The organism is Paenibacillus sp. IHBB 3054 (assembly GCF_051594305.1).
GTDB lineage: Bacteria > Bacillota > Bacilli > Paenibacillales > Paenibacillaceae > Paenibacillus_AQ.
Map to the genome: position 1 here is coordinate 204,021 of NZ_JBOFBG010000008.1, position 7,469 is coordinate 211,489.

Below are 7,469 nucleotides of genomic sequence, written 5' to 3' on the forward strand. Positions count from 1 at the left end.
GACTATTCTTTCCCCTCCCGGTCGTTTCTTGACTTCCGGCGGCGCACAGCTTTTCCACCTGTTCATGACAAAGTCTATTCATGGTCGTCCCAAAATATCACAGCTTCAGAGCTTCTCCTTTTGCGCGAATGTGTTAAAGTATGGCATCATAGAGAAGAGAAATTTATTATTATGCGACAGGAGAACATTATCATGGCATTAGACGGCATCGTTACAAGAGCGATCGTGCATGAGCTTGGGCCTTTCATCGGTGCACGCGTCGGCAAAATATATCAACCAAACGCTCACGACCTTATCTTCATCCTGCGCGGCGCAGGCGGCGGAGGCAAGCTGCTGCTGTCGGCCAATCCGACCTACCCGCGACTGCATCTGACGGACCGGAACACGATTAATCCTGTGGAAGCACCAATGTTCTGCATGCTGATGCGCAAGCACTGCGAAGGCGGCACGATTGAGAGCATCACCCAGGTCGGCATGGAACGCATCATTCATATAAACATCAAGACACGGGATGAACTGGGAGACGTTTCGGCCAAAAAAATTATTATTGAGCTCATGGGACGGCACAGCAATATCATTCTGACCGATCTCTCCACGGGCACAATCATCGACGGTATTCATCACGTTACCCCATCAATCAGCAGCTACCGGAATGTCATGCCCGGCATCGCCTACCTGGAGCCGCCGCAGCAGCACAAGCTGAATCCGCTGGAGATCGGCAAAGAGGATTTTGTTACTTTGTTCTCCTCGGCAGAAGAAGCAGCACTGCTGGCAGGCACCCAGGAGGAAGAAGAGCCTGAGGAAATCATTGAGGGCGAGATTGCGGACCTGCTGCGGTCTCTGGAAGAGCCCAAAGCGGATGGTTCAGGCGGTCCATCGCCAACAGCCGATCCAATCGGATGGATGGTGCATGCCTTCAGCGGCATGAGTCCGCTGATTGCCGGAGAAATTGTGCGGCAGCGCAGCGCCGGCGGTTCCGAAGCCGCGGAGCCCGGACGCGATCAGCAGGATGATGCTTCTGACGACAGCAGCGGGAATCCGCTCCTGTTGTGGGAGGCCTTTAATCAGGTGCTGGCTCCGGTGCGGGAATTCCGGTTTTCACCGGTTATAGGGACGAATGCCAAAGGCAAACCCGTTTTCTCTGCAATTCCGCTGGCCTTGCCGGATGAAAGCTTGAAGCATTACAGCTCGATCAGCGTTTGCATGGAAGACTATTACGGAGATAAAGCGGAGCGGGATACTGTAAAGCAGCGCGTCAGTGACCTGATTCGCTTCCTGGGCAATGAGCGGAGCAAAAATATTAAAAAGCTCGCCAATCTCCAGAAAGACCTGGAAGAAGCGGAAGATGCCGACCGTTACCGGATTTGGGGCGAGCTGCTGTTTGCGTCACTGTATGCCGTGTCCAAGGGCGACAAGGAAGCCCGGCTGGTGAACTATTACGATGAGAACCAGGCGGAGACGACCATTCCGCTTGATCCGCTGCTGACGCCTTCGGACAACGCGCAGCGTTACTTCAAGAAATACAACAAATACAAGAACAGCCTGCGGGTCATCGGTGAGCAGCTGATCAAAACCCATGAGGAAATTGCTTACATGGAAACACTGCTGCAGCAGCTGGCCCACGCCTCGCTCAATGATATCGAGGAAATCCGCGATGAGCTTGTCAGCCAGGGTTACATGCGCGACCGCAGCAAAAAGGGCAAAAAGAAGAAGAAAACCACCCGTCCTACCTTACAGGTGTTTACCTCCTCCGAGGGCGTGGACATCTATGTCGGCAAAAACAACCTGCAGAACGAATACGTCACGAACCGGCTGGCTTCTGCCAATGACACTTGGCTGCACACGAAAGATATCCCCGGCTCGCATGTCGTGATCCGCAGCGAGGAATTCGGCGATGCCACCCTGGAGGAGGCGGCTCAGCTTGCCGCCTACTTCAGTCAGGCCAAGCAGTCAAGCAGCGTGCCAGTGGACTGCACCCTGATCCGCCATGTCCGCAAGCCAAGCGGTGCAAAGCCCGGCTTTGTCATTTACGATCACCAGAAGACACTGTTTGTCACACCGGATGAGGCGCGGATCAAAAGTCTGCCGAATGCTTTGAGAAGCTAGCTCCGGGCCCTTCTTCGTTATTTCAAATATCCGGGCAGACCAAAGAACCTCCAAGCCTGACGAAATATCGTCTCGGGCTTGGAGGTTCTTTAACTTTCTGGTCTTTCAAATCGTCAATGTTCATAACTATTACTTTCAGCTATTGTATTGACCCCTGTGGTTAATCGGATTAAGCAGGCGTACTTAACTCTCTATCCCTTTAGCCGCTCCAGCACATCGGCAGAGACCGTAACGCTTCCCAGATCACCGTGGAAGATTACACCCTGCCGCGCACCATGAAAATCCGAGCCGCCGGTAACAACCAGGCCGAATTGTTCGGCCATCGCCAGATAATGCTCCTCATCGGCAGGAGTATGGTCGGAATGATAGACCTCAATGCCCCGCAAAGAGCTTCGGGTCAGAATGCCGCGCACCAGCTCATCATCACCATAGATGCCGGGGTGAGCCAGCACCGGAGTGCCTCCGGCTTCAATAATCCACTCACAGGCCAGCTCAGGTGTAATCCGCGGGGGAGAGACATATGCCGCCGCACCAGTTGCCAAATATTTATCAAAGGCCTCGCGCATATCCGCTGCCGCGCCCAGCCGTACGAGTTCATCAGCGATATGGGGCCGCCCGATACTTTCATCAGGCTTCAATTCGCGGCCGATCCCTGCAATAACATTGTCCAGCGTAATATTGATGCCGAGTCCGCGCAGCTTGCCGATAATAGACGCATTGCGCTTGGCACGGGTGTCTCTTTGCTCTGCAAGCCGCGAGAGAAACAGTTCCTGCTGTGTATCGATATAATATCCAAGCACATGAATCTCCTTACCTTCTGCACGGGTGCTGATTTCTACGCCGGGTACAACAGTAATCCCGTACTTCAGGCCCGCTTCCAGCGCTTCGGCAACGCCGCTTACCGTATCATGGTCGGTAATCGCTACTGCGGCCAGCCCTTTATGACGGGCAATCCGCACATTTTCCGCCGGTGGCTGCATTCCATCCGAAGCCTGTGTATGGGTATGTAAATCACATCGGCCATATACTCCTGGTTTAGCACCATCTATAGGGTTGCTGGCTTCCACATCGTTCTCCATCATGCCACTCCTTGTCCTAAGTTTATAATGTACCTGCAGACTCCCATTCTTCACGAAGAATCCCCATCTTTATGGCGTCATAATATTCGCCCCGCACAATCCGCGCTTTGCGGACACGGGCTTCCTCCACCATCCCGCATTTGGCGGCCAGCCCCATCATCCGGATATTGCCGGACCAGGTGCCTATGCCGAGACGGACCGTATCCAGCGAATTGAACAGATATTCCATCCACATGCTGAAGGCTTCGGTACCGTATCCTCCAGACCAATAACGGGAGTCATAAATAGCAATTCCGATTTCAAACCAATTCGTGACTTCCGAAACCCAGTATCTGCCCACGCTTCCCTTAATCTCACCATCAATCTCGATAATCAAACGGTTCCGCGGTTTATCCGTACCCACAAGTGCCAGCATCCCGTTATATTTTTCCGCAAATTGCGCATAGCTTACTTGCTCCAGCGGTTCGTAGGGACCATCCCATTGCAGAAACTCGCGATCTTTTGCCTCATAATAGAAATAATAGATTTTGCGGATATCCTCTTCCCTCAGGTCCCGCAAGACAACCTTCTCACCGCGCAGCAAAATGACCATCATCAGACTCCCCTATCCCACTATTTTTCGCATACCTCTCCTCGTAAACTTCATACCATGGGATTCCGCAGTACCATCCTAATCGCCTACCGGTCGTTCGCGTGCTGGCGCAAAAAGGTCAGAAACGTAACCGCAGAGATCGGCAGCAGCGTTGATTTTAGATGAATCGCATAGAATTGTCTCTTAAAAGAAGTATCTGACAGATTCACAATCTTCAGTAGCCCCAGTGTCACCTCATGCTTAACCGAGGAGGCTGAGATTATGGTCAGACCCAGCCCGGCCTCCACCGCTGATTTTACCGCGCCTGTGCTGCCCAGCTCCATCACGACTCGCATTGCGGCCGGATCCAGCCCTTTGGCTATCAGTTGTTCTTCCATCACCCTTCGTGTTCCCGAGCCCTGTTCGCGCAGCACAAACGGATACTCCAACGCTTCCTCTAGTGTAACTTCATCCCTGTCTGCAAGCGGATGCTCACTGGGAACAATCAGCTTGAGCTCATCGCCCATGACCGGTTCAATCTCCATGTCGGGATGGGACACCGGCGCCTCGATCAGCCCGAAATTTAGCTGGTGTTTGTGAATTTCCTCCATGATCTGCGACGTATTCATCACTTTCATCATGATCGAAATATTCGGATACGCTTTGCCAAAAGGGCCCAGCAGACGCGGCAGTACATATTCTCCAATCGTCAGGCTTGCCCCGAGCTGCAGCCGTCCCTCCAGCATATGGGTAAAGGCAGACATCGCCTGATCTGTCTCCCGCATCAGTTGAATGCTGCGCAGCGCGAAGGGCATAAGCGTCCGGCCGGCCTCGGAGAGCACAATTTTTTTACTCGAACGGTCGAACAGCTTGGCTCCGAAATAGTCTTCCAATGCCTGTACCTGCATCGTTACCGCCGGCTGCGTCATATGCAGTGTCTGGGCTGCAGCAGAGAAGCTCCCCCGTTCAGATACCGTATAAAAAATATGAAGCTGATGAAAATTCATGCACTCAAAGCCCCTTCATAGATCATAAATTATTCTAAAAAAGGCATGCAGCCACCCGCCGCATACCTTCTTTGTAATTGCTGTGCATTATTTGCGTTTGCGGCGCTTCTTCATTAGCTTCATGCGGCGTGAGTTGCGCAGATGCGAATAATAAGCTTGCAGGTCACGCAGTTGGGGAGTCGCGGAGATCCGACCCAGATAAGATACGATTACCATAACATACAGCGGACGCCCGGAGAGGCTCGTTACATCTTCCAGCTCCCTAAACTCGGCAATGACTAACGTATCCTCGTCAATCAAATACGCGTTATGCTCCTTTTGCTGGTAAGGTTTGATCCGGTTTTGGTTCAGGCATTGCCACATCCATGCACTGAGTTGTCCGCTGTCACTGCTTTCCGGGTTAATCCGGTCCAGATAGCGGCTCTTGGCATGATTGGTAATCACAATATCAGCGACCCTGTAGTCATTCAGCATGATGTGGAAGGGTTCAAACGCCCCCCACCATTCCATCCCCTTGCCATGCATTATCATCACACTCCACCGAAAGGGTCTTGGCATGCTCTCTTATTGTTGTCAATCTTACCGCATTGACGCGGGTTGTTCAAGCACGCCCCTAATCAGCGAATGCGAAATACCAGTGTTAGTTGCCGGACCCGCTTGTAATTCTGTCTGCGTCATCCACAAGACTGCTGCCTTTGATCATTTTGCATTTTTTCTTGATCCGCGCCGCCTCACCCGAAATGGCTTCGATGGAATCAAAACGCTGGAAGCGGTTGGTCACTATGGCGATGGAAATCGAGACGAGTGGAATCTCTTCCATCACTCCTGAGCGGCTTTCGGTCAGCACATACTGCTGTGCGAGATGGCCGGCATGATAGAAGCTTTTCAGCGCTGTCTCAAATTCCCTGATGATGATCCTGCAGCAATCCTCATAATCATAATTATTGATGAAAATGATAAAGTCATCCCCGCCGATATGCCCTAAAAAGCCCTCCAGACGCAGCGCACAGTGCTTTAAAATTTCCGCAGTCGCCTGAATCATCCGGTCCCCTTCCTTAAATCCATAGGTGTCGTTATAAGCTTTGAAATGGTCAAGGTCAATATAAAGTACGCTGAATTGCTCCTGCAGCAGTGATTTCACCATCCATTCATTGATGCTCAGATTACCCGGCAGACCGGTAAGTGGGTTCAGAAAACTGGCGGCTACAGCCTGAATCTCGGCAAAATTAAGCAGCAAATCCCTTACACTCACGGCTCCGAACATTACACCTTCATGGATAACGATCACATAATCATAAAGATTCTCTTCATTTCTGTTCATTGCCAGCCTGCTGACCTCGGTGATCGGTGTTTTGTACTCTACGGCAAGCGGATTTCTGTCCATCACGAGCGAAACCGCTCTTCCCATATACAGCGTATAACCGTATAAAGTGCCTATCTGCTGGTAAAATCGGATTCTCATAATTAATGCAACCGGATGCCCGTTTTCGGTTACCGCCACTCCTTGGAGCTGGGGATTGCTTTTGAATATTTGATCCACGTATTCGCATTTATGCTGAGGGGAAATCTCCGGAATTTGCTCCGCGATTTCACCGATCTGAAGAAACATGCTTGTAGCCTCCTCTCACCGGAACTTTAACGATATCGGAGGGGAAAGATCCATGCACGGGACGATGGACGGGTCTGCCCAGAGCGTACCCCTGTCCGAATTCAATCCCCGACTGCTGCAAAAATTGCAGCTCCCCGGCTGTCTCGATTCCTTCGGCAATCACCCGGGTCGATGAACGCTCGGCGTATTCCCGGACCAGCTCCAAAAGTTCCTGCTGTTCCCGGTTGCCCTGAATGCCGTGGATCAGAGACTTGTCCAGCTTGATGAATTCCGGCTTTAAATACACCAGTGTCTTCAAGCTGTTATACCCGGAGCCGGCATCATCGACAGCGATCCGGAAGCCCTGCTCGCGGTAATGAGACAGCACTTTTTCAAAGCCTACATAATCCTGCACAGCCTGCCTTTCGGTCAGTTCAAAAACAATCCGCCCAGGTGACAACCCGAGCTCCTGCAGCAGCCCCAAGGTTTCTCCGCTTTTATGGCGGGCATCATTCAGCACTCCCGGATGCACATTGATGAAGACAAGCCGTTCACTTTCCGCACCTGATTTCGGAAGCCGCTCCACATACCTTGAAAGCGACAGCCTGCGGCAATCCTGCTCGAAGCGGAACATCTGCTCCGTGCGCCCGGCAAACTCATAGAAATGCTCTGTAGTCGGGAAATGTACCGAGCCAGGAGGCCTGTTCAGTACCTCATGTCCAATGGTCCGTCCGGAAGACAGCTGCAGTATCGGCTGAAAAAAAGTATCCAGCCGTTTGTTATTCATAATATCCAGGAACGCGGTCAATCTTCCCAGTTCCTTGATCTCACCTCTCATCCTTCCATTAAGATGCTGAAGGTATTGGGAAATCACCGATAATTTTGGGGGCATTGCCCACGGTTTGGTCATCATATCACCTGTATGCTTTTCTACGTGAATTTTGTCACTCTCTTCCGAGTATAAACAGGAAATATTAAGCAGCGATAAAGTGACCGTCCTATACGCTCCATTTTCCCTTTCAATATGACCGCTAAAGTCTTCAAGCTCGCCGCCAACAAAAAAACCTCTGCCTGCAACAGCAGGCAAAGGTTTAAGAGGAAAGCCAAAACAGGTGCAT

The 7,469-nt window shown here is 51.6% G+C and carries 7 protein-coding genes; 1 reads left to right on the plus strand and 6 read right to left on the minus strand.

Going from position 1 to position 7,469, the window contains the following annotated elements:
- Positions 1 to 192 precede the first annotated feature (192 nt).
- Positions 193 to 2,106 (plus strand): Rqc2 family fibronectin-binding protein, encoded by a 1,914-nt coding sequence (locus ACQ76X_RS12460; RefSeq protein ID WP_438494162.1) that lies wholly within the window; start codon positions 193 to 195, stop codon positions 2,104 to 2,106.
- A gap of 191 nt (positions 2,107 to 2,297) precedes the next feature.
- Here the strand turns inward: ACQ76X_RS12460 and ACQ76X_RS12465 are convergent, their stop codons facing one another.
- From ACQ76X_RS12465 to ACQ76X_RS12490, 6 genes are all read right to left on the minus strand, one after another.
- Positions 2,298 to 3,185, minus strand: coding sequence for a PHP domain-containing protein (locus ACQ76X_RS12465; protein ID WP_438494185.1), 888 nt, complete (start codon positions 3,183 to 3,185; stop codon positions 2,298 to 2,300).
- Between the two features lie 22 nt (positions 3,186 to 3,207).
- Complete coding sequence (locus ACQ76X_RS12470; RefSeq protein WP_438494186.1) at positions 3,208 to 3,777, minus strand: GNAT family N-acetyltransferase; 570 nt, start codon at positions 3,775 to 3,777, stop codon at positions 3,208 to 3,210.
- A gap of 86 nt (positions 3,778 to 3,863) precedes the next feature.
- Positions 3,864 to 4,763, minus strand: coding sequence for a selenium metabolism-associated LysR family transcriptional regulator (locus tag ACQ76X_RS12475; RefSeq protein WP_038590524.1), 900 nt, complete (start codon positions 4,761 to 4,763; stop codon positions 3,864 to 3,866).
- 87 nt (positions 4,764 to 4,850) lie between these two features.
- Complete coding sequence (locus ACQ76X_RS12480) at positions 4,851 to 5,288, minus strand: hypothetical protein (protein WP_438494188.1); 438 nt, start codon at positions 5,286 to 5,288, stop codon at positions 4,851 to 4,853.
- Positions 5,289 to 5,403: 115 nt separating this feature from the next.
- Positions 5,404 to 6,372 (minus strand): GGDEF domain-containing protein, encoded by a 969-nt coding sequence (locus tag ACQ76X_RS12485; protein WP_438494164.1) that lies wholly within the window; start codon positions 6,370 to 6,372, stop codon positions 5,404 to 5,406.
- The coding region (locus tag ACQ76X_RS12490; protein ID WP_438494166.1) for an EAL domain-containing protein at positions 6,353 to 7,469 on the minus strand (1,117 nt) is incomplete at its 5' end. The genes ACQ76X_RS12490 and ACQ76X_RS12485, both read right to left, overlap by 20 nt.

What these genes read in the sequence shown, in the direction of transcription:
- ACQ76X_RS12460 (WP_438494162.1), top strand. Translation starts at nt 193, where the DNA reads ATGGCATTAGACGGCATCGTTACAAGAGCGATCGTGCATGAGCTTGGG.
- ACQ76X_RS12465 (WP_438494185.1), bottom strand. Translation starts at nt 3,185, where the DNA reads ATGGAGAACGATGTGGAAGCCAGCAACCCTATAGATGGTGCTAAACCA.
- ACQ76X_RS12470 (WP_438494186.1), bottom strand. Translation starts at nt 3,777, where the DNA reads ATGGTCATTTTGCTGCGCGGTGAGAAGGTTGTCTTGCGGGACCTGAGG.
- ACQ76X_RS12475 (WP_038590524.1), bottom strand. Translation starts at nt 4,763, where the DNA reads ATGAATTTTCATCAGCTTCATATTTTTTATACGGTATCTGAACGGGGG.
- ACQ76X_RS12480 (WP_438494188.1), bottom strand. Translation starts at nt 5,288, where the DNA reads ATGCATGGCAAGGGGATGGAATGGTGGGGGGCGTTTGAACCCTTCCAC.
- ACQ76X_RS12485 (WP_438494164.1), bottom strand. Translation starts at nt 6,372, where the DNA reads ATGTTTCTTCAGATCGGTGAAATCGCGGAGCAAATTCCGGAGATTTCC.